Here is a 20,270-nt window from a genome sequence, read left to right as displayed (position 1 = left end):
TCAGTAAGTGAGTATGGTCTTAGTTTCATTATAATAATTGCGAAAATTTATACAACCACTTTATGATTTTTTATAAAAGAAAGCTGCTAGAAATATCTAACAGCTTTCTGCTAATCTATTTAACTCAACTTTTGCACTTTAAAAAGTAACTTCCTATCCATAGGAACAGGGGTTGATCATTTCTTCCATATATCTGTTGACAAAGATGGAAGATAAAGTGTAAAGTGACCGCTACGGCGGACCGTTTTGCTTTCCTAGGGGCACGCTCTTCAGCTAACTTTTGCCAAGAAGAACACTTGGCAAAAGTGGATCTTCAGATGGTGCTAATCCCTCAGGAGTCAAAACGGTCCGCCTCCGCTAGCAGGGTATTCTATACTGAAATAATTGAACAAATAAAAGACAGATCTGACAGAACAAATTTTTCGTGTTGCATGGTAAATATGCTCAGCAATCCTTATTTTGGGTGCATGAAAGCAATCGATATGAATTATTCATGCTGTCATGATTTGAACTGCTAAAAACCATTTGAAACACCAGCATGATTGTTTATTCTTAGTGCGAAAGTTGAGTATTTAACTTGTTCAGATAGATTAATTTTCAATAATTTTATCGATTGCGTCCAGAAGCTTATTCATTTGTTCCTTTGTTCCGATTGAAATTCGCACATAGTTTTCCAGCTTTGGCTGATTAAAATAACGGATAAGGAAACCTTCCTGCTTCAATTGAGTAAATAGCTTCTCTGCTTCAATATCAGCGGGAGAAGCAAGGACAAAATTGGTTTGAGAAGGGAGGACATAGAAATTCCTTTTCTCCAATTCCTGACGAAAATATTCTCTTACTGTAATAATTTCCTGCTTTGTTTTTTCGAAATAAGCTGTATCCTTAAATGCTTCCATTGCTCCAACGATAGCTAACCGATCCATCGTATAGGAGTTAAAGGAATCCTTTGCCCGGGTTAATCCTTCAATCAAATCCGGATGCCCCAAGGCCAAACCGACCCGTAATCCGGCCAGGGAACGGGACTTGGATAAGGTTTGCACAACAAGCAGATTTGGATAGCTGTCAATCAGCGAAACAGCAGAAGCTTCTGCGAAATCGACATAAGCTTCATCAATAATCACCACTTGATCAGGATTGTTTTTTAAGATTTCTTCAATCGCCCCCATTTTTACATAAAGGCTGCTCGGGGCGTTTGGATTAGGAAAAATAACTCCGCCCTCAGATTGAAAGAAGGCTTCGACAGGCAGGCTGAAATCGTCCCCTAAAGGAACTTCTTCCACATCCAGCTGATAAAGCTTTGCAAAAGCCGGATAGAAGCTGTAGGTGATATCAGGATATTTTATCGTTTTGCCCGGTTCAAAAAAGGTCATAAAACTGAAGGCAAGCACTTCATCAGATCCGTTGCCGACAAAAACCTGCTCCTTTTTCAAGCTATAATAACTGGCGATTTCCTCTCGAAGCTCATCCACACTAGGGGAAGGGTAGAGCTGTAATTTTACAGACTCTTCTTGAATCGCCTCCAGCACTTTAGGAGATGGCGGAAAGGGATTTTCATTTGTATTTAATTTGATAATGGCAGGGTCATCTAACTGCTCTCCAGGAACATAAGGCTCCAGCTGTTTGATTAATGGATTCCAGAATTTACTCACGATGCTGTCCCTCTTTTTCAATATGACGCTCATTTAATATCTGTTTAATGTCTTTGGTTGTAACTCCTTGATTTTCCATTAAAACAAGCGAGTGATATAATAAATCAGCTAACTCATTTGTTAATTCTTCTTTATCATTATTTTTGGCCCCGATAACTACCTCGGTAGATTCTTCGCCGATTTTTTTCAGGATTTTATCAAGCCCTTTATCAAACAGGTAAGTAGTATAAGCACCTTCTTGCGGATTCTCTTTGCGGTCTTTAATCTTGCCGGTAAGCTCATGAATCATAGAGAATAAAGGCTTCTCGTTTTCTAATAAGGTATTTTCAAAGCAGGCGGTTGTGCCTTTATGGCAGGCTGGTCCCAATGGCTGAACCTGAACTACTAAAGCATCCTGATCACAATCAACCTTTATCTTTTTAACCAGCTGTTTATTACCGGAGGTTTCCCCTTTATTCCACAGCTCCTCGCGGCTTCGGGAATAGAACCATGTTTCACCGGTTTCTAATGTTTTTGTTAAGGAAACCTCATTCATGTAGGCTAAGGTTAATACTTCTCCTGTTGCATAGTCCTGAACGATAGCCGGGATCAGTCCATTGTCATCGTATTTTATTGAAATATCCATTATGCTCTCCTCCTCATTGGGATTCCTTGTGAGGATAAATATTCTTTTAATTCCGGAATTGGAATCTCCTCGTAATGAAAGACAGATGCGGCAAGTGCTGCATCAATTCCTTCTGCAAAAACCTCTGAAAAATGCTCATATTTACCTGCACCGCCACTGGCGATAACAGGGATGTTTACTGCATCTGCAATTTTCTTTGTTAATTCAATTTGATAACCTTTTTTCTCGCCGTCAGAATCCATAGCATTTACAACAAGCTCTCCCGCTCCGAGCGCTTCACCTTGTTTTGCCCATTCGATTGCATCCATTCCTGTATCCTTTCTGCCGCCGTTGATGAATACGTGATAATCACCATCTGATGTTTTTTTTGCATCAATGGAAAGAACAATACATTGGCTTCCGAACTTGTCGGAGGATTCCTTAATTAACTCTGGACGCTGTACGGCAGCACTGTTTACGGACACTTTATCGGCGCCTGCATGAAGAACACTGTGAATATCTTCTATTGTGCGGATACCTCCGCCGACCATAAATGGTATTGCGATTTCACGGGCGACCTGCTCCACAACGTCTAAGAAGATATTACGCTCTTCATTGGAGGCAGTAATATCATAAAATACAAGCTCATCTGCTCCTTCTCGGTTATAGCGGGCAGCCAATTCAACCGGATTAGCAACATCCTTGATATCTTGAAATTTCTTTCCTTTCACAACACGGCCCTTGTCCACATCAAGGCAGGGGATAATTCGTTTAGCGAGCATGATTATCCTCCTTTACAACATCTTCCAGCTGGATGGTTCCGTCATACAGAGCTTTCCCGATAATCGCTCCGTAAAGGCCGAGTGCCTGAAGATTGGTAACATCCTCTTTACGGGAAACGCCTCCAGAGGCAATAATATTCATATTAGTAGCTTTCTGCATCGCTTTTAATTCTTCGAGATTTGGACCGCGCAGCATACCATCCTTTAAAATATCTGTATATACAATCGTTTTTAAACCGGCTGCTTCCAATTTTTTTGCAAGGTCAGCTGCTTTTGTATCGCTGTCTTTTGTCCAGCCATCGGTCGCAACATAGCCATTACGCGCATCGAGAGACACAGCAATTTTATCACCATATAATCTGATTGCTTCTGTAAGCAAGTCCCAGTCCGTGATAGCAGAGGTGCCGAGGATAACCCGTGCAGCACCGCCTTTTACATATTCTTTAATAGTATCTAAAGAACGGATACCGCCACCGACCTCTACCGGAATGGATAAAGCCTGAATGGTTTCTAAAATGACTGCTTTATTTTTTGCATTCCCGGTTTTGGCGCCATCTAAATCAACCATATGAAGGAAGGTTCCGCCAGCCTCTTGCCATTTTTTTGCTGTTTCTACGGGGGAGTTGTTATAAGTAGTCTGCTGATTATAATCCCCTTGTTTCAAACGTACACAGTTTCCATCCTTTACATCAATTGCTGGAAAAATAATCATGAAATCGACTCCTCATAATTTTTCAATAATGCAATTCCGGCATCGCCGCTTTTTTCCGGATGAAATTGCATGCCTGTTATATTTTTGTTCTGTACAATCGCTGGCACACGTCCACCATAATCAGCGCTTGCTACCAGTGTATTCTCATCCAGGTCATCCACGGCGTATGAATGAACAAAATAGACATATGGCTCATCGCCAAGATGATTTAATAAGGTGCCGGGCTGATCTGATTGGAGAATATTCCAGCCCATATGTGGAACCTTTACTTTGTCAGAAATACGTTTCACAGAACCGGACAGGAAACCAAGGCCAGTACAGCCGCCATTTTCTTCACTGAATTCATAAAAAAGCTGCATGCCGAGACAGATTCCTAAAATAGGCTTGCCATTTGCCGCTTCTTCTTTCAAAATAGTATCCAGCTGATAGCGTTGTAATGCTTCCATGGCATCCTTAAAGGCACCAACACCGGGAAGGATAATGGAATCAGCCTGATTAATTTCTTCCGGATCCATTGTCAGCTTGGAGGTTTTTCCTAATTTATCTAATGCAAACTGCAGGCTTTTGATATTTCCTGCACCGTAATCAATAATGGCAATCATATGCTGGGCTCCTTTAAAAAGATAGATAAGCGTTATTAAAGACTTCCTTTGGTAGAAGGTACGCCTTTTATTGTCGGATCAATGGATACGGCTTCGCGGATTGCTCTGCCCAATCCTTTGAAAATCGATTCAATCATATGGTGTGTATTTGTTCCATATAAAACCTCGACATGAAGTGTAACTTTTGCGTGGCTGGTAAAACCGATCAGAAATTCTTCAACTAATTCCGTATCAAAATTCCCTACTTTATCCTTCAGACCGTCTACCCGGTAAACTAAAAAGGAGCGGCCGCTGATATCGATAGAAACAGAAGAGAGAGACTCATCCATTGGTGTTGTGGCAGTGGCATAGCGTTTAATACTCTCCTTTGTTCCTAATGCTTCATTAAATGCCTGGCCAAGCACAATACCAATATCTTCTACTGTATGATGCTGATCGACCTCTAAATCTCCATCACATGCAACCTGCAAATCCAGTCCACCATGTTTGGTGAAGAGAGTAAGCATATGATCTAAAAAGCCGACCCCTGTTTTTAATTCAGATTTTCCTTCTCCATCTAAGTTAAGAGCAAGAGCTATACTTGTTTCCTTTGTTTGACGTTTTTTTTCAGCTTGACGCATCGTTATTCTCCTTTCGAATCCGAATAGCATTCGCGTGGGCAGTAAGACCTTCCGCCTCTGCGATGGTAATAATGGTATCTGCATAATCCAGCAGCCGTTCTTTTGAATAATGAATGGTGCTTGATTTTTTCATGAAATCATATACACCGAGCGGGGAAGAAAAACGTGCTGTCCCGTTTGTCGGCAGGGTATGGTTAGGACCTGCAAAATAGTCTCCCAAAGGCTCGCTCGAATATGGCCCGATAAAAATAGCCCCGGCATGCTTTACTTTTTCAACTTGCTTTTCGGCTCCTGCTCCCATTAATTGCAGATGCTCCGGAGCAATGGAATTAATAAGTTCCATCGCTTGATCCTCATCATCGCAAATAATAATTTTTCCATTTGCCTGAATCGATTCACGGATAATAGCTGCGCGCTCCAGTAATGGGATTTGCCGTTCGACCTCTTTCTGTACTTCTTCTGCATAGTCAGCATCTGTGGTCACACAAATCGAGGTAGCGTCCTCGGCATGCTCTGCCTGTGATAATAAATCGGCGGCAACATAGGAAGGAGGAACGGTATTATCCGCGAAGGCGCAGATTTCACTTGGACCGGCAATCATATCAATAGCAACATCGCCAAATACCCATTTTTTCGCACGGGCGACAAAGGCATTTCCCGGTCCGACAATCTTATCCACTTTAGGCAGGCTCTCTGTTCCATAGGCTAAAGCAGCGACTGCTTGGGCTCCACCAATTTTGTAAACACCAGTTGCACCGGCGATTTTGGCTGCTGTAAGAACGGCAGGGTCCAGGCTTCCATCGGGCCGGGGTGGAGTTGTAATGACAACCTGCTCTACACCGGCAACGACAGCTGGAATAACATCCATCAATACAGTGGAGGGATAGCTGGCTTTTCCTCCCGGTACATAGACACCGACACGATCGAGCGGTGTAATTTTTTGTCCCAGCTGAATACCTGGCTGCGGGCTGAATTGAAAGCCTTCTTCTTTTGTTTTTTGCTGGTACTGCCGTATATTTTCAGCAGCAGCTGTTAATGCTTCAAAAAGTGCCGGCTGTTCTGTTTTTATACTATTAAAAGCGTTATTCCACTCTTCCTCTGAGACGGAGAGTGAGGTGACATCAGCCTTATCAAATTTCTTAGTATATACAAGTGCTGCTTCATCGCCACGCTTTTGCACAGCACGGATAATGTCCAAAACCTGCTCATCTAAATTTTGCTGTATCGTCTGCGTTGCTTTTTCTGTATTTGCTACATTTTGTTTATATGTTTCATAACGGAGAATTTGCATTTTCCTCACTCACAACCTGTTCCAATTTTTTTAGTACATCCTGAATTTCTTTTGACCGTGTTACAAAGCTGGCTTTATTCACAATGAATTTCGTGCTGATAGTTTCGATATCTGCTAATATTTCCAATCCATTTTCATGCAGCGTATTTCCTGTCTCAACAATGTCAACGATGTAATCCGCCAGACCAATTAATGGCGCCAGTTCAACAGAGCCATTGAGATGCACGGTTTCAATCGTCTGATTGCGCTTGTCAAAAAAGTTTTTAGCGATATTCGGATATTTGGTGCCAATCGTTAAAGATTGATTATCAGGAAGAGAGACACCTTTTTTCCCGGCGACAGAGAATTTACATTTCCCAATCCCTAAATCAAGGATTTCGTAAACATCCGCCTCTGTTTCGATGATATTATCTCTGCCGACAATACCGATATCGGCAGCACCTTTTTCTACATAAATAGGGACATCCATCCCTTTTAAAAATATTAATCGTAATGTTTTATCTTTATTGAAAAAAACAAGCTTACGTGTTTTTTCATGAAAATCTTCGAAATGGATTCCTGCTGCTTCTAATAAATCAATGGATTGCTTAGCAGGACGTCCTTTTGCTAAAGCGATTGTTACGGGCTGCATTATTCAACGTCCTTTCTTAAATACCAATCTAGTAATTCCTGTTCTGTTTTAAATTCCCTTTGTTCTTTTTGTTTACTATATACTAATTTTTCAATATTTACGAATATTCCCGGTGAATCAGAGAGTTCCTCGTCCTCTTTAGCAGATTTGGAAATGACTGTATAATTTGCTGTCCTTAATGCTTCAGCAAGCTGAAATGCACGCCGGCGTTCAGAAGCTTCATAACGAAGCTCGATAATCTCTTCTTCTGTAAAATCACCGGAGAGTAAGTCAACCAGTAAATCCACCTCAAAGGCAAAGCCGATGGCGGGCATTTCCCGGTAAAAGGAGCGGCTCAGATAATCGTAGCGTCCTCCCATCATAATTGGCTGCCCCAGACCTTCTGCAAATCCCTGAAATATAATCCCGGAATAATAATTCATATGGTTAATCAGTCCAAGGTTAATTGAAATGTAAGAATCAACCTGATAGTCTTTAAGAAGCTGATACACTTTTGACAGATAGTCGAGCTCTTCACGCATGCGGTCTGTTGTGATAATATTCTCTGCTTCATCGATAACCAGACTTGCATCGCCGTACAGCATAGGAATTTTTCGAAGCTTCTCGATTAAAGAAGCATCTAAATCCAGGTCTTTTAAAAAAGGAACAATTTCAGAGATGTTTTTGGATTGAATATATTGATCCAGCTGTTTCTGCTGCATAGCGTTAAGATTGGCTTCTCTTAATAATTCTTTATAAAAAGTCGCATGGCCAATTTCTATTTTAAAAGAAGGAATTTCTAATTCTTTTAAACTTGTAACAGCTAATGCAATCAGTTCAGCATCCGCTTCAGGTGTGCGTTCTTCGAACAGCTCTACGCCTGCCTGGGTGCGGGAACGCTCCTCTAAAGTAGAACGAAAAATATCAAGCACATAAGACAGACGGCCTGATGCCACCTTCTCCTGCAGGCGGGTATAGTGTCTGGCAATTGGGATGGTTGCATCAGGACGCAGAACAAGCACTTTTCCAGATGGATCAATCAGCTTTAGCATGTCAGCTGTATTAACCGTCCCCTGGACATCATTATATAAATCATAATCCTCAAAAACAGGTGTCTCCACCTGCTGATAACCGAATTTTGTGAACCGGTTGGTTAATTTATGGATAACATGACGTTTTTTAGCGTATTGTTTCGGGTAGAACATGGAATGAAGCAATTGTTTATTTCTCATAAAATTCTCCTTCTATTTTAAACGCTTTATTAATTTAGTGCTTTATCTAATTAAAGTTATTTAGTATTATAATAATGTTCAGAAAAAAAGTCAATGAAAGGAGTTCAACTTTTATGTATGATTTTCATATGCACTCAAGCTTCTCTGCAGATTGTGATGCACCAATGGAGGATATGATTCAGGAAGCGATTAAAAAGGGGCTTAAAGAAATTGCATTTACCGAGCATTTAGATGTGGACTATCCGGATGAGGAATGGGATTTCAGTTTTGATCCGGAAGCTTATCAAAAAAAATTAGAAGGTTTACGGGAGAAATATCAAGATAAAATTCAAATACGTAAAGGGATTGAAGTTGGCATACAACCGCATGTGCTTAAGGAGACGTCCGAATTTATTGACCAATTGAAGCCAGAATTTATCATTTGTTCTATGCATGCAACGAATGGACAGGATTTACACTCAGGTGAATTTTTTGAGGATAGAACCATCGATGAAGCATACCGTGTTTATTTTGAAGAATACTATGCGTGCTTAAAGAATTTTAAAAACTATCATATACTGGGCCATCTTGATTTGGTCAGCAGATACGCATCCGGGGGACTGGAGCATTTGCCGACAGATATTATAGAAGAAATATTAAAATTAGTTATCTCGGAGGGCAAAGGAATTGAGTTAAACACATCCGGCTATAAATATGGCATGGATGCTCCGCTGCCAAGTAAAAATATATTGCGGATATATCGTGAGCTTGGCGGAGAGATTATCACATTGGGATCTGATGCGCACCGGCCGGAAGAAATTGCTGCTCATTTTAAGGAAGCAAAGGAAATACTGACAGATGCCGGCTTTTCCTATATAAGCAGTATCAATGGAGAAGAGGTTCATTATCATTCCATTAAATAATGGCGCCTTTTCAACATTATTATAAATCTGTAAACGTTTTTAAAGGGATATGTTACGATATAAATAGGAAGAAAATATGAATTGGGGAGGAATAGTAATGAGTTTTAATATTTTAGTAGCTTATGACGGATCCGACCTTAGCAGAAAAGCAGTAGAAGAAGCAAAAAAACAGGTTGAGCTTGCAGAGAAAGCTGTCCTGCATGTCGTAACTGTTATTTCAAATGGCGGACCAACTGTAAATGTGGCTCTTGCCCGCAGTTTTATGAACGATTTGGCTGAAGAAGCCCGTCCAGCTATTGAAAGTTTTCGTGAGGAGCTGGAGGAAACGGGGATTAAGTGTAAAACAGATATTCTGATGGATTATACCTTCCGTAATCCAGCTTCACAACTAATTGATTATGCAAAAGAAAATGAAGTAGAATTAATTGTTCTAGGCAGCCGGGGGCTGGGAGGAGTAGGAAGATTCTTCCTGGGTAGCGTCAGCAGCCAAATTGTTCATCAGGCGCAGTGTAAAGTGCTGGTTGTCAAATAAATTAAGAAGGAGAAGAAAATCTAAAGCTTATTTTAATAGTTAATCATGATAGCTTTAGATTTTCTTGCTTTAAGGTGTTTCTTAATCTTTATACATTAAAAAGTGGCAGGGACAGAAGTATTTTAACTTGGCAAATTCCAAACATAGATTGAGCGAGTTTCCGCTTCGGAAATATACTTCGCTTTCCGAGGGCAGCTACGGTCTTGGTGGTACAAGTCATCGCAGTACCAGGTGAGCCTCCTTGTGCTGATGCACTGTGATGTCCCATCGATGCCTTCCTCCCACAGGAGTCTACGTATATTTCCTGCGCTACGTTTGTGCATTGTTCCGTTTTGGAATTAAACACTAACTTTTGTCCCGACCTCTTAGTTTTTAATTTTAAAACGAATCGAAGTTTTTCTGGTTACATTAGTCATTCATTTAACCATTGACCTTCTCTTTTTTCAGTAATATCCTTTACTACATCTTCAATGGTCACATCTTCTAGAACCTTCTCCAAAGCTGTTTGGGCACTGAAAAAGTATTGTTCAATAGAGTGTTGGATGTTCTTGCCAACAATACAATCAGGGTTTGGGTTTTCATGAACAGCAAAAAGCTCTTTATCTTTGACAACGTTAACTGCTTTATAAACATCAAGTAATGTAATTTTAGAGAAATCTTTTGCAAGCTGTGCCCCGGCAATACCTGGCTGTATATTTATTAATCCTGCTTTTTTTAGCATTCCCATAATCTTTCTGATAACAGCTGGGTTTGTATTAACACTCTTTGCTAAAGATTCAGAGGAGATTACTTTATCTTTTTCTACTTCAATTAGTGTTAATATATGAATCCCAACAGCAAATCTACTGCTGATTGGCATATTCACTCACCTCTTTATTTTTTTATAAAAATGAATTATTATTTCGCCATGTAACTTAACTGGTTACAAGTTTATTATAACTTAAAAGAATAACCAAAGTAAAATTTTCTACTTTAATTGACATTCATTCTACTTGTAACTATAATAATTACAAGTAACTGATATTGTTACAAGTGATATTTTATTACAAGGAGGATTTTGTTATGAAAATTGGAGTTATTGGTGCAAGCGGAAGAGCAGGTAATCTGATTTTGAAGGAAGCAGTTAATAGAGGACATCAAGTAACAGCGATAGTAAGGAATAAATCAAAACTTAAAGATACGAATGTTGCAGTAATTGAAAAAAATATATTAGACCTTAAACAAGATGATATGAAGCAGTTGGATGTAGTCGTAAATGCTTTTGGTGCTCCGCTTGGAGAAGAACAAATACATGTAGATGCCGGACACGCTTTAATTGAGGCACTAAAGGGAACGGATACAAGGGCCATTATTGTCGGTGGTGCCGGTGGTCTTTATGTTGATGATAGTAAAACTACAAAGGTAGTTGATACACTTAGTATTCCAGAATTCGGTAAACCAACATCGAGAGGACAAATACGAAACTTACAAGAGTTACAGGAAACCACCGGTATTAATTGGACATTTATTAGCCCTGCTCTTGTATTCGACGCAGAAGGAAAAAGAACAGGCGCTTATAAAGTAGGAAAAGATCAACTTCTTTTCAATTCAAAAGGGGAAAGCTATATCAGTTACGCTGATTACGCAATTGCAATTTTAGATGAAATTGAAAATCCACAGCATATAAATGAGCGTTTTACTGTTGTCGGTGAAAACGAATAGTTAAGGATTACAGTCTCAAAGTAAGGTTCGATTAGAGTTCTAATCGAACTTTATTATTCAGACTGGTTTCTTTATGAAAGGAATTTTTTTATGGAAAATCATATTCAAGTAAAAAAACCTAAAACGATGGCGTTTGTGTTAATTGCTGGCGCATTTGTAGGGTTATTTAGTGAGACAGCGTTAAATATGGCACTTTCAAATATTATGGACGAATTTTCAATTTCTCCCGCAACAGTACAATGGTTAACAACAGGGTATTTATTAACATTAGGGGTTTTAGTACCGATATCTGCACTCCTAATAAAGTGGTTTTCAACAAGAAAATTAGTTATTGCAGGATTGATCCTTTCAATTATAGGTACAATTTTTGCTGGAATCTCAACAAATTTTCAAATGTTATTAATGGGACGAGTTATTCAAGCTATGGGAACGGGGATAATATTACCACTTATGATGAATGTTATCTTATTAATTTTCCCAATGCACCGCCGGGGAATTGTTATGGGAATGATGGGACTTGTTATTACAACAGCTCCAGCAATTGGTCCGACACTTTCTGGTTTTATTGTGACAGCACTCCATTGGAGCTATATTTTTTGGATTAGCTTCGTTTTTTATTTATTACTTTTGATTTTTGGAGTATCAAAAATTGAAAATGTATCAGACATTACAAAACCAAAAATTGATTTCATATCTATTTTCTTATCGACTATTGGTTTTGGTCTATTTATTTACGCACTTAGTACAATGGCTGAAAAATCACTTTCTTCATTGCTTGTGTTATTACCACTATTAACAGGTATATTGGCACTTGTAATATTTGTATGGCGTCAATTCAAAATGACTGAACCAATGATGAATTTAAGCGTTTTTAAATATCCAATGTTCACATTAGGAACTGTCTTATTATTTCTAGGAATGCTTGTCATTCTATCTACTGGAATTCTATTACCAATGTATTTAAAGGGCGCTTTACTTTTTAGTGCAGCAATGGCTGGATTAATGTTACTGCCAGGTAATGTTTTAAATGCACTTATGTCACCAATTGTCGGTTCATTGTTTGATAAATTTGGTGCGAAGAAATTTTTAATATTAGGTTTCTTTCTAGTGTTTGTAGCGAATCTATCTTTTGTTTTAACTATTACAGCTACTACCCCCATTTGGCAAGTAGTTACAGCATACATGATATTGTTCTTAGGGATATCGATGATTATTATGCCTGCCCAAACAAATGGGTTAAATCAACTCCCAAGAAACCTTTATGCAGATGGTTCAGCTGTGATGAATACCTTACAGCAAATAGCTGGTTCAATAGGCACTGTTATCGCCATTACACTAATGGTTAGTGGTCAAAATTTGTTTGTTGATAAATTCCCTGAATCGACGTCTGAAGAATTATTAGCTGCAGGAACAAAATATACATTTGTTTTTATTATGACTTTTGCATTAATTGGGTTGTTTTTCTCTTTATTTGTGAAAAAGAAACAGATAAACAAATATACTTGAAATTGTATTTAATTTAGCTGATATCAAAGCAAATGGTTTGTTTTTTTGGGGAATTATACCAGTTGCCAGCTATTAACTTATGTGTACAACTTTTTGTTGGATTTTAGAAAATGGAGGATTCATAAGAGTCCTCAGCTTTTCTCCCCCTTATTAGAAGCAGAGCATAATGCCAATTTATTTGTTCATTCCATAATATACAATATGACAATATTACGCTTTTAGAGACAAAACATGATTTCAATGTTCTTTCTAGTATTTCATTTAACAGGGTAAAAAATAGACCCTCCTCAGTATCTAATAAAGCTTGTAAATCAATTAGAAACAGAATGAGATTTTTAAATAGGGAAAAAATCTCTTGACCATTAATAGGCACCTATGTATAATTTAAATCGTAATCGTTACGAAACGTAATCATTACGTATAATGAAAGGAGTGTCTATATGAAGAGGTTTTGGCAATTAGGAATTATTTTAGCCTTATTTAGTTTTCTATTTATAGCCGGCTGTCAATCGGGAAATGACGAAGCAGACAGTCAGGAGGAAGGAACAGATAGCCAGGAAGAGGCAGAAGGGAATCATGAAGAAGAGCATGATCACGATCATGGGGACGAAGCTGTTTCCTTTGATGATGTACCAGAAAATATACAAATTGAAGGTTTATCCGACCATTACCATACAGGTGATGTTTTTAAATTAGAAGCAGTAACAGAAGAGGACTTTGATCATTGGCATTGGTACATACGTGATTCTTCTGAAGAGGAATGGGTTGTGGCAGAAGATCAATATGAGGACTCTTATATTGGTGATGCAGAAGTAGACGGGCAGGAGGTTCTTGCCGTTCTTTATGATGGCGATCATGAGCCTGTTGCCAAATCTCCTGTGACAGAAATTACAATCGATGACCATGAGCATGGACATCATCACCATCATGGAGATGATGAGGAGAGCCAGCAAATCTATGAAGGATATTTTGAAGACGAGCAGGTAGAAGATCGTCCATTGGCTGATTGGGAAGGTGATTGGCAATCCATCTATCCATATTTAGAAGATGGTTCTTTAGATGAAGTATTTGAGCATAAAGCAGAAGAAAGTGACGATATGACAGCAGATGAATATAAAGATTATTATACCACTGGCTATGAAACAGATGTAGAGCGTATTGTTATTGAAGGGGATGAAATTACGTTTTACCAAAATGGCGAAGAGCACACAGGAACGTATGCCTATGACAGTTATGAAATTCTTGAATATGAAGCTGGAAACCGCGGTGTCCGTTATATTTTTGAATTAGAAGGAGATGCGGATGAAAACCTGCCAGCATATATCCAATTCAGCGACCATGGAATCGCTCCTGGTGAATCATGGCACTTCCATTTGTATATGGGAGATGACAATGCCGACTTATTAGAGGAAATGGATCATTGGCCGACATATTATCCATCTGATTTAGATACGGATGAGATTGTTCATGAACTGATTGCTCATTAATGAGTGAAAGCAAATAGAATGCTGTTTATAAAAGCAGATTCTATTTGCTTTTTTTTGCACTCCAAAATAATAGTGTATATTTTTGATGGGCCCGTAATGCCGGTCACTTTTTCAGTTAGGACAGCCCTGCACTTTTTGGCTTGACTTGCCAATTTTTCTTCATCTGAAAAGATGTCTTAACAAGATAGGGATGTTATAATAGCTATGTATTTTTGACAATGATGCAAACATAGATTTACAAAAGAAATCGAGGGAACGAAATACATGAGTAAGAAGATAGCAGGTTTTGTTTTGAGTATAGTAATTGTGGCCGGTATTGCTTCAGGTTTTTATTTCTATCAGAAGAATCAAACACAGGCAGAAGATTATACGGGAGCACCGACTGTTTTTATACATGGCTACAAAGGAACGGAAAATTCATTTGGATATATGCTTGACCGCTTTGAAAATACGTACCAGTGGGGAAATAAAGGTTTTGTTTACTATGTTCAAAAGGACGGTAATATAATTGATTATAATTTAAATAAAGGGAGATACGCGCCGACGTTTGTACAGATTGTTCTGGAAGACAACCGTGCAAGCTTTCAGGACAGTACAGAATGGATTGCCAATGTGCTTCTCGACCTGAAGGAAAACTATCGTGTGGAAGAGGTTAATCTGGTAGGCCATTCTATGGGTGGTATTTTGGCAGTGAAGTATACGATGGAGTATCCGCTAAATGGTTATCCAACAGTAAATAAGCTTGTTGCAATCGGCAGTCCGTTTGATGGTATTTATAATGAAGCTTATTTTGAATTACATCAGGATGAAGCTGCAGATGATTTAAGACCTGACTCTCCCGCCCTAAATGTATTGCGGGAGAATATGTTTCCGGCAGATGTTAATGTGTACAATATAGCCAGTACAGGTGATACTGTTGCCGTGCCGGAAAGTGTAAAAACGCTAAGGAATATAATACCAGAACAAAATTATAAAGAGACAATTATTGATGATCCGCAGCTGACACACAGTGCTATGCATGAAAGCCAGCAAATTGATAAATTGATTTATAGCTTTTTGTGGCAAGATTAATTGGATTCAACTACAATAGTATAGGATTCATCAAATTAAAGGAATGATAGCATGAATAAATACCATCATCTCTATGATCAATTAATTCAACATACAAATAAAGAAAATGTATTAATCAATGAGCCGATAAGAGAACATACGTATACAAAATTGGGCGGTGCAGCAGATTTTTATATCACACCATCATCTTATGAGGAAGTTCAGGCAATTATCCGCTTTGCCAATCAGGAAAATGTACCATTTACGATGCTTGGGAATGGATCTAATTTAATCGTGAAGGATGGCGGTATCCGCGGGATTGTTATGAACCTTCAACAGCTGGCATCGATTTGGAGAGAAGGGGATAAGGTTATCTCTCAAAGTGGTGCAAGAATTATTGATGCCTCCCGTTTTGCTTTGGAAGAAAAGCTTACAGGGCTGGAATTTGCATGTGGAATACCAGGCTCTGTCGGGGGAGCTCTGTATATGAATGCAGGTGCGTACGGAGGAGAAATTAAAGATGCGCTGGAAAGCACAGTAGTTGTAACGAAAGATGGAGAGCTGCTGACATTAACTGCAGAACAGCTGGATCTCAGCTATCGTACAAGTAATATCCCGGACAACGGCTATATTGTTTTAGAAGCAACCTTTGCTCTAAAAGCCGGAAGTAAGGAAGAAATTAAAGAAATCATGGATGATCTTACATATAAGAGAGAGTCCAAGCAGCCATTGGAATATCCATCCTGTGGCAGTGTGTTCAAACGCCCGCCCGGTTTTTTTGCAGGAAAACTGATTCAGGACAGTAATCTTCAAGGACATCAGATTGGTGGAGCACAGGTTTCTACAAAGCATGCCGGCTTTATTGTCAATAAAAATAATGCAACAGCATCCGAATATATTTCATTAATTCAATTTGTGCAGGCGACAGTGAAAGAGAAATTTGCTGTGCAGTTAGAGCGTGAAGTGCGGATTATTGGTGAGGATGCTGAGGAGTAAAGCTGTGGAGCACGATCCGGGTATGAAAGGTAAGATAAGGCATTTTATAATATAAAAGAAGGATTGACATTCAGAGTTTACATTCTTATAATATGAAGTGTTAATTTTAACCAATAGGCAGAGGTTCTTAGCGTAAACCCTCTATAAAAAACTAAGGACAACTTGCGATTATCATGCTGTGCTCCTTGGGGGCATGGCTTTTTTGTTTATCTTAAAACATCTAAAGGAGGTGAGCAGCATGGCAGGAAGAAGTGAAAAGGATCTGCAAGGAATTGAATTGCTGGGAAATAAAGATACGAAATATGCGTTTGATTATACACCTGAGATTTTAGAGGTGTTTGATAATCAGCATCCGAATCGGGATTATTTTGTGAAATTAAACTGTCCGGAATTTACAACACTTTGTCCGATGACAAATCAGCCGGATTTTGGGACAATCTATATCAGTTATATTCCAGATATTAAAATGGTGGAGAGTAAATCCCTTAAATTATATCTATTCAGTTTCCGGAACCATGGTGATTTCCATGAGGACTGTGTCAATATCATTATGAATGATCTAATTGAACTGATGAATCCCCGTTATATTGAGGTGAGAGGGAAATTTACACCACGCGGAGGAATATCCATTGATCCATATTGCAATTATGGAAAAACAGGAACGAAATTTGAAAAGATGGCAGAAGACCGGCTAATGCAGCATGATATGTATCCGGAAACCGTAGATAATCGCTAGAGGGAAACGTTAGGTCCTTGAACCTTTGGAGAGAAGGGAACAGGATAATGTATATTTACTTAAATGCCGTCTTTGTTGGACTATTATTATTGTCCAATGTTTTGTCGGTCAAATTATTTCAAATGGGAAGCTTTGTATTACCGGCTGCGGCGATTGTTTATGTGATTACGTATTTAATGATGGATGTTATTGGTGAGGTCTATGGAAAGAAGGCTGCGAGGAGAACGATTCAAGCCGGATTTTTCACACAGATTATTGCTATGATATTTATTTATATTGCGATTCAGCTTCCGCCGGCAGCAGATTTTCAATCTCAGGCTGCTTTTGAAGAAATTTTTAATGGGAGTTTCCGCGTGATTTTAGCCAGTCTGGTTTCATATTTTGTCAGTCAGAACTTAGGTGTTACGATTTTTCATGGCTTAAAGCATCGTCACGGCAGGAAAAAGTTGTGGCTGCGTAATAGTTTATCAACAATGACCAGCCAGCTCATTGATACGATATTATTTATCACCATTGCGTTTTGGGGGATTGTCCCGACATCAGTTTTACTGGGAATGATTGTATCACAATATGTATGGAAGTTTATTGTTGCAGTGATGGACACACCATTTGCGTATTTGCTAGTGCGCCTGGCTAGAAAACATGAGGCGAAAAATCAGGCGGAGTTATTGGAGGCTTCTTAAACAGGAGATTTGATAGATTAGTTATTGTATTGATTATATACACATATAAAAGACCAGCCAGATATTTTGATGATATGCTCTGGCTGGTTTTTATAAGCTGTGTTCAGTAGTATAGATCTCTTTATTTAACCTCTAAAACGCTGCAGGAACGATTGAACGCGAGGGTTCTCTGAATGCTCAATGACCTCACTTGCTGTTCCCTGCTCTGCAATAACCCCTTCATCTAAAAAGAGTACTTTATCTGCTATATCCAGGGCAAAATCCATTTCATGCGTGACAAGAACCATTGCCATATCATCGTTTTCTGCAATATCACGGATGACATTTAATACTTCTCCAACAAGCTCGGGGTCGAGTGCAGAGGTAACTTCATCAAACAGCATAATTTTTGGACGCATCACAAGCGCACGAGCCATAGCTACACGCTGCTTTTGTCCTCCTGAGAGCTGGCTGGGATAGTTATCCAGCTTATCTCCAAGCCCTACACGTTCAAGCATTTCTATGGAGCGTTTTTTCACATCATTTTTTTCCTCGTTTTTCACATGAATCGGCGCTGTCATACAATTTTCCAGAATAGTCATATGTGGAAAAAGATTAAAATGCTGAAATACCATTCCAATATCTCCGCGAATAGAGCGCAGGTGATTTTCGTTTGCGTGAACCCATTTTCCGTTCTTCTCCATTTTCCACAGATTACGGCCATCCACAATAATATCACCAGCTGTTGGCTGCTCCAATGTCATCAGCAGGCGGATAATGGTTGTTTTCCCGGAACCGCTCGGGCCAATGACCGCTACTTTTTCAGCCGGGTATATATCTAAATCAATTCCTTTCAGCACTTCTACATCGCCAAAGGATTTATGAACATCTTGATAAGTAACGATTGGTTCTGCCATTATTGCATTGCTCCTTTGTCTTTCATAATTTGATTTTTATGGAATCTTTTGTTGAAACGATTCTCTAACTTCTTAATTAGCACTGCAGAAGGATAGCTTAGTACTAAGAAAATGATACCTACAATGGTTAATGGTTCAAGGTAGGACCAGTTTTCAGCACCATATGATCTGGCAAGCAGCATAATACCGGCTACCCCGATGGTGGATGCAAGCGGAACCTCTTTAAACATAATAATAAAGTAATTTCCAAGCATCGGAATGGTTGGCGGGATTGCTTGCGGAAGAATAATCTTTCGCCATTTATCCCATGTAGAAATATTCAGAGCAGTAGAAGCTTCCCACTGTCCTTTATCCACATTTTCAATTCCAGAGCGATAAATTTCACCAATATACGTACTAAAGTGTATACCAAGTCCCAATACGGCACAAGCGAATGGGTGGAGTGAAATTCCAATATAAGGTATCACTGGTAAGGCATAATAGATAAAAAATAATTGAACAAGTGGAGGCGTAGAGCGTATAAATTCCATCGTCCAAGTGACAATAAAATGAACAAAACGGTTTGGGATGCGCCGTAAGAATGTCCACAAAAAACCAAAAATTAAGGCAAAAAGATAGCTGGCAAATGTCAGCCCTATCGTAATTCCAAGCCCTTGTAATATCACTGGTAACGCATCAAAAAACGTATCCCAGCTCCAATAATTCAGATTCATCAGCTAGCTGCCCCCTTTTTGGCAATTTTCTCAGCCTTTCTGGTAAGGAAAATTAACGGAAGGGCTAAAATGAAATAGAATATAAGTGCGGTTAGATAAATCAATGGTGATAGAGATAAGCTGGTACTTCGCATCACATCCCCGTAATATAATATATCTGTCAAGCCAATTAAAGAGACGAGAGAGGTCCCCTTTAAAATTTGAATGGTATAGTTTCCGAATTCAGGAAGCATCATACGTACTGCCTGGGGAAAAATAATAAAACGCATCCTTTGAAAAGAAGACATATTTAACGCAGTTGCTGCTTCATACTGTCCTTGGGATACAGATAAAATGGAGCTGCGGACGACCTCTGAAAGATATGCACCATAATTTAAACCAATTGCAATGACACCAATCCACCAATTCGAGCCCAGATTAATTCCAAATAGCATCGGAACAGCATAGTACAGCCAGAATAACTGAACAATCAACGATGTTCCGCGAAATAGTTCTACGTAAAATCCGGTCAGTTTTCGTAATAGAAAATTATTAGAAAGCCGGCATAACCCTGCTATAAATGACATAGCATATGCAAACAATGCAGAAGCAATTAAAATAGATACGGTTATTTGAACACCACGCCATAATTGCGGGGCGATTTCGAATATAGCACTAATGGTAAGTACCTCCTTCATAATTATTGTGTGTTTACATATTTTTACTAGAATTTTATTATTCATCTCAACTTTCGCACTTTAAAAAGTAACTTCCTATCCATAGGAACATGGGTTGGTCATTTCTTCCATATATCTGTTGACAAAGATAGAAGGTAAAGTGTAAAGCGACCGCTACGGCGGACCGTTTTGCTTTCCTAGGGGCACGCTCTTCAGCTAACTTTTGCCAAGAAGAGCACTTGGCAAAAGTGGATCTTCAGATGGTGCTAATCCCTCAGGAGTCAAAACGGTCCGCCTCCGCTAGCAGGAT

General features: G+C 39.1%; 23 protein-coding genes and 1 riboswitch. Of the genes, 9 read left to right on the top strand and 14 right to left on the bottom strand.

The features are described 5' to 3' along the window. Nucleotides 1–590 precede the first annotated feature (590 nt). Genes hisC through hisZ form a run of 9 tightly spaced genes read right to left on the bottom strand, consistent with a single transcriptional unit; the run spans nt 591 to nt 8,102 of the window. Complete coding sequence (gene hisC / locus IEX29_RS20285; protein WP_188736649.1) at nt 591–1,649, bottom strand: histidinol-phosphate transaminase; 1,059 nt, start codon at nt 1,647–1,649, stop codon at nt 591–593. Next, nucleotides 1,642–2,274 (bottom strand): bifunctional phosphoribosyl-AMP cyclohydrolase/phosphoribosyl-ATP diphosphatase HisIE, encoded by a 633-nt coding sequence (hisIE, locus tag IEX29_RS20280; RefSeq protein ID WP_229720314.1) that lies wholly within the window; start codon nt 2,272–2,274, stop codon nt 1,642–1,644. Before hisIE ends, hisC begins: the two co-directional genes overlap by 8 nt. Beyond that, nucleotides 2,274–3,035 (bottom strand): imidazole glycerol phosphate synthase subunit HisF, encoded by a 762-nt coding sequence (gene hisF / locus IEX29_RS20275; RefSeq protein ID WP_188736647.1) that lies wholly within the window; start codon nt 3,033–3,035, stop codon nt 2,274–2,276. The genes hisIE and hisF overlap by 1 nt, the downstream gene beginning before the upstream one ends. Further along, nucleotides 3,025–3,747: a 1-(5-phosphoribosyl)-5-[(5-phosphoribosylamino)methylideneamino]imidazole-4-carboxamide isomerase gene (hisA, locus tag IEX29_RS20270; protein ID WP_188736645.1), complete on the bottom strand. Its 723-nt coding sequence runs from the start codon at nt 3,745–3,747 to the stop codon at nt 3,025–3,027. Before hisA ends, hisF begins: the two co-directional genes overlap by 11 nt. Beyond that, nucleotides 3,744–4,349 (bottom strand): imidazole glycerol phosphate synthase subunit HisH, encoded by a 606-nt coding sequence (gene hisH / locus IEX29_RS20265; RefSeq protein ID WP_188736643.1) that lies wholly within the window; start codon nt 4,347–4,349, stop codon nt 3,744–3,746. The genes hisA and hisH overlap by 4 nt, the downstream gene beginning before the upstream one ends. Before the next feature lie 35 nt (nt 4,350–4,384). Then, entirely contained in the window at nt 4,385–4,969 is a 585-nt protein-coding gene (gene hisB, locus IEX29_RS20260; protein ID WP_188736642.1) for an imidazoleglycerol-phosphate dehydratase HisB, read from the bottom strand. Further along, entirely contained in the window at nt 4,956–6,260 is a 1,305-nt protein-coding gene (gene hisD / locus IEX29_RS20255; RefSeq protein ID WP_188736640.1) for a histidinol dehydrogenase, read from the bottom strand. The genes hisB and hisD overlap by 14 nt, the downstream gene beginning before the upstream one ends. Beyond that, nucleotides 6,241–6,891, bottom strand: a complete 651-nt coding sequence (gene hisG, locus IEX29_RS20250) for an ATP phosphoribosyltransferase (RefSeq protein ID WP_188736638.1) — start codon at nt 6,889–6,891, stop codon at nt 6,241–6,243. Before hisG ends, hisD begins: the two co-directional genes overlap by 20 nt. Next, the gene (gene hisZ, locus IEX29_RS20245) at nt 6,891–8,102 is read right to left on the bottom strand and encodes an ATP phosphoribosyltransferase regulatory subunit (RefSeq protein WP_188736636.1); all 1,212 of its coding nucleotides are present in this window, start codon (nt 8,100–8,102) and stop codon (nt 6,891–6,893) included. Before hisZ ends, hisG begins: the two co-directional genes overlap by 1 nt. Nucleotides 8,103–8,215: 113 nt before the next feature. Here hisZ and IEX29_RS20240 point away from each other — a divergent pair, with 113 nt between their 5' ends. Beyond that, nucleotides 8,216–9,004 (top strand): histidinol-phosphatase HisJ family protein, encoded by a 789-nt coding sequence (locus tag IEX29_RS20240; RefSeq protein ID WP_188736634.1) that lies wholly within the window; start codon nt 8,216–8,218, stop codon nt 9,002–9,004. A gap of 97 nt (nt 9,005–9,101) precedes the next feature. Next, the gene (locus tag IEX29_RS20235) at nt 9,102–9,536 is read left to right on the top strand and encodes a universal stress protein (protein ID WP_188736632.1); all 435 of its coding nucleotides are present in this window, start codon (nt 9,102–9,104) and stop codon (nt 9,534–9,536) included. An 88-nt stretch (nt 9,537–9,624) separates the two neighbouring features. On the opposite strand, the gene IEX29_RS20230 is transcribed toward IEX29_RS20235, so the two are convergent. Both IEX29_RS20230 and IEX29_RS20225 read right to left on the bottom strand, forming a co-directional pair. Continuing rightward, nucleotides 9,625–9,804: a hypothetical protein gene (locus IEX29_RS20230; RefSeq protein WP_188736630.1), complete on the bottom strand. Its 180-nt coding sequence runs from the start codon at nt 9,802–9,804 to the stop codon at nt 9,625–9,627. A 144-nt stretch (nt 9,805–9,948) separates the two neighbouring features. After that, nucleotides 9,949–10,395: an Rrf2 family transcriptional regulator gene (locus tag IEX29_RS20225; protein ID WP_188736793.1), complete on the bottom strand. Its 447-nt coding sequence runs from the start codon at nt 10,393–10,395 to the stop codon at nt 9,949–9,951. Between the two features lie 203 nt (nt 10,396–10,598). Here IEX29_RS20225 and IEX29_RS20220 point away from each other — a divergent pair, with 203 nt between their 5' ends. From IEX29_RS20220 to IEX29_RS20190, 7 genes are all read left to right on the top strand, one after another. Further along, nucleotides 10,599–11,237 carry an NAD(P)-dependent oxidoreductase gene (locus tag IEX29_RS20220; protein ID WP_188736628.1) on the top strand — a complete coding sequence of 213 codons (639 nt, stop codon included), beginning with the start codon at nt 10,599–10,601 and terminating at the stop codon, nt 11,235–11,237. A gap of 90 nt (nt 11,238–11,327) precedes the next feature. Then, nucleotides 11,328–12,743 (top strand): MDR family MFS transporter, encoded by a 1,416-nt coding sequence (locus tag IEX29_RS20215; RefSeq protein WP_188736626.1) that lies wholly within the window; start codon nt 11,328–11,330, stop codon nt 12,741–12,743. 440 nt (nt 12,744–13,183) lie between these two features. After that, the gene (locus tag IEX29_RS20210; protein ID WP_188736624.1) at nt 13,184–14,230 is read left to right on the top strand and encodes a metal-binding protein ZinT; all 1,047 of its coding nucleotides are present in this window, start codon (nt 13,184–13,186) and stop codon (nt 14,228–14,230) included. A gap of 264 nt (nt 14,231–14,494) precedes the next feature. Continuing rightward, nucleotides 14,495–15,301 (top strand): alpha/beta fold hydrolase, encoded by an 807-nt coding sequence (locus IEX29_RS20205; protein WP_188736622.1) that lies wholly within the window; start codon nt 14,495–14,497, stop codon nt 15,299–15,301. A 51-nt stretch (nt 15,302–15,352) separates the two neighbouring features. Further along, on the top strand, nt 15,353–16,276 hold the full coding sequence (murB, locus tag IEX29_RS20200) for a UDP-N-acetylmuramate dehydrogenase (protein ID WP_188736620.1): 924 nt from the start codon (nt 15,353–15,355) through the stop codon (nt 16,274–16,276). Nucleotides 16,277–16,390: 114 nt separating this feature from the next. Further along, nucleotides 16,391–16,437: riboswitch (PreQ1 riboswitch) on the top strand. 77 nt (nt 16,438–16,514) lie between these two features. Beyond that, entirely contained in the window at nt 16,515–17,012 is a 498-nt protein-coding gene (gene queF, locus IEX29_RS20195) for a preQ(1) synthase (protein WP_188736618.1), read from the top strand. A gap of 47 nt (nt 17,013–17,059) precedes the next feature. After that, a complete protein-coding gene (locus IEX29_RS20190; protein ID WP_188736616.1) occupies nt 17,060–17,695 on the top strand; it encodes a queuosine precursor transporter in 636 nt (211 codons plus the stop codon). A 125-nt stretch (nt 17,696–17,820) separates the two neighbouring features. Here IEX29_RS20190 and ehuA read toward each other — a convergent pair whose 3' ends face one another. From ehuA to IEX29_RS20175, 3 genes are read right to left on the bottom strand one after another with little or no spacing between them, the layout of a single operon-like run. Continuing rightward, on the bottom strand, nt 17,821–18,591 hold the full coding sequence (gene ehuA / locus IEX29_RS20185; RefSeq protein ID WP_188736614.1) for an ectoine/hydroxyectoine ABC transporter ATP-binding protein EhuA: 771 nt from the start codon (nt 18,589–18,591) through the stop codon (nt 17,821–17,823). Next, on the bottom strand, nt 18,591–19,304 hold the full coding sequence (ehuD, locus tag IEX29_RS20180; RefSeq protein ID WP_188736612.1) for an ectoine/hydroxyectoine ABC transporter permease subunit EhuD: 714 nt from the start codon (nt 19,302–19,304) through the stop codon (nt 18,591–18,593). The genes ehuA and ehuD overlap by 1 nt, the downstream gene beginning before the upstream one ends. After that, nucleotides 19,304–19,981 carry an amino acid ABC transporter permease gene (locus IEX29_RS20175; protein ID WP_188736791.1) on the bottom strand — a complete coding sequence of 226 codons (678 nt, stop codon included), beginning with the start codon at nt 19,979–19,981 and terminating at the stop codon, nt 19,304–19,306. Before IEX29_RS20175 ends, ehuD begins: the two co-directional genes overlap by 1 nt. Nucleotides 19,982–20,270: the final 289 nt, after the last annotated feature.

Source organism: Oceanobacillus neutriphilus (assembly GCF_014645515.1).
GTDB lineage: Bacteria > Bacillota > Bacilli > Bacillales > Amphibacillaceae > Oceanobacillus > Oceanobacillus neutriphilus.
This window is presented reverse-complemented; position numbering and strand designations above follow the sequence as displayed.